We start from the raw sequence: 1885 nt of genomic DNA on the forward strand, positions 1-1885 counted from the left end.
GCGCGGACGCGCGCCGCCAGCGGCTCGGCCTGAGCCAGCGGGCGGGTGATGACGACAGTTGCAGTCATGCGGCGCGAGTCAGCGGACGCGATCGGGAGCGCGGCGCTCAGCCGGCGCCAACGTCCGTGTCGTCCGGCGTGCGCGACCATGTCGCAGCACCGCCGGGTGCAGCGGCCGCACCGGACGCGGTCGTGGCGTTGCCGGTCGAGGCAGCGGCGCCAGTCGTCGCTGCGGCACCGGGTGCGGCGTTCGGCGTCATGTCGGGCGCGGCATCGGCCAGGCTGGCGGCGAGGATGGCGGCGGCGTCCTGCGCGCGCAGCAGCTCGGCGACGTCGTGGCCCAGCTGTTCAGCGTCAACAGCCTCACCGCGCACTTCAGCGCTGGCGACGCGAGCGCCGTCCGGCGTCGCGACCATCGCGCGCAGGTGCATCTGGCCGCCCTCGACGGTCGCGTAGGCAGCCAGCGGCACCTGGCAGCTGCCGCCAAACACCTTGGACACCTTGCGCTCAGCCGCTACCGCCTGCGAAGTCGCGAGGTCGTTCAGCGGCGCCAGAAAGGCGCGCAGGTCCACGCCATCGCTGCGCTCAGCGATCTCGATTGCCATCGCCCCCTGGCCCGCGGCCGGCAGGCTGGCTTCCGGCGCCAGCAGCGCCTTGATGCGCTGCGACAAACCGAGGCGCTTCAGGCCCGCAGCAGCCAGGATGATGGCCGCGTACTCGCCGCGATCCAGCTTGCCCAGACGGGTATCCAGATTACCGCGCAGCGGTTTGATAATCAGCTGCGGATAGCGCGCCGCGATCAGCGACTGGCGGCGCAGCGAGCTGGTACCGACGATGGCGCCTGCAGGCAGCTCGTCCAACGAAGCGTAGTCGTTCGAAACGAAGGCATCGCGCGGATCTTCACGTTCCAGCACGGCGGCCAGCGCGAAACCTTCCGGCAGCTCCATCGGCACATCCTTCAGCGAATGCACAGCGAGATCGGCGCGGCCCTCGGCCATCGCCACCTCCAGCTCCTTCACAAACAGGCCCTTGCCGCCGACCTTGGACAGAGTGCGGTCCAGGATCTGATCGCCCCGCGTTGTCATTCCGAGAATTTCAATGCTGCACTGCGGATATAATAAAGACAAGCGCGCGCGGACATGCTCTGCCTGCCACATGGCCAGGCGGCTTTCGCGCGAAGCGATCACCAATCGGGAAGGGATCTGTTGGGCCAATTCTGAAGTATTCAAAACCTGTTCTTTCGCTGTTGCTAACGCTTAACCGGCGTTCACCAGTAAAGCAGCGCATGATTAAGATCACAAATTTTATCATGTGTCACTATGCAGACCGGGGCCATAAGCCTATTGCACGACCATTCAATATCTTTGTGAAGATCTACTATGGCAAACCATGTAAGTGCAACAGACGAACAAGGCGTGGATAAAGACGCGCCGCTGAAAGAAGATATCCGCCTGCTGGGCCGCCTGCTCGGCGAAGTCCTGCGGGACCAGGAAGGCGAGGAAGTATTCTCCGTCGTAGAAACCATCCGTCAGACAGCCGTGCGCTTCCGCCGTGAGGCCGATGCAGGCGCAGCAAAAGAGCTGGACGGCATGCTGAAAATCCTGACACGCGAACAAACCATTACGGTGGTGCGTGCCTTCTCCTACTTCTCCCACCTGGCGAACATTGCGGAAGACCAGCACCACATCCGCCGCCGCCGCGCCCACCTGCTGGCCGGTTCGGCTCCGCAGCGCGGCAGCATCAGCTACGCACTGTGCAAACTGAAGGAATCCGGCGTCGAGCTGGACACCGTCAACAAGTTCTTCGGCGAGGCCCTGATTTCGCCCGTGCTGACGGCCCACCCGACCGAGGTGCAGCGCAAGTCCATCCTGGACGCGGAGCATGAC

Annotated in this window: 2 protein-coding genes; one reads left to right on the forward strand and one right to left on the reverse strand. The window is 64.6% G+C overall.

What is annotated here, in order from left to right; translation table 11 throughout:
* Positions 1-106: 106 nt before the first annotated feature.
* On the reverse strand, positions 107-1213 hold the full coding sequence (hemC, locus tag AB4Z11_RS30545) for a hydroxymethylbilane synthase (protein ID WP_442029773.1): 1107 nt from the start codon (positions 1211-1213) through the stop codon (positions 107-109).
* A gap of 165 nt (positions 1214-1378) precedes the next feature.
* Here hemC and AB4Z11_RS30550 point away from each other — a divergent pair.
* Positions 1379-1885 (forward strand): phosphoenolpyruvate carboxylase (locus AB4Z11_RS30550; RefSeq protein ID WP_442029771.1); only part of this gene is annotated, 507 nt, incomplete at its 3' end.

It is taken from the genome of Pseudoduganella sp. RAF53_2 (assembly GCF_052113985.1).
GTDB lineage: Bacteria > Pseudomonadota > Gammaproteobacteria > Burkholderiales > Burkholderiaceae_D > Rugamonas.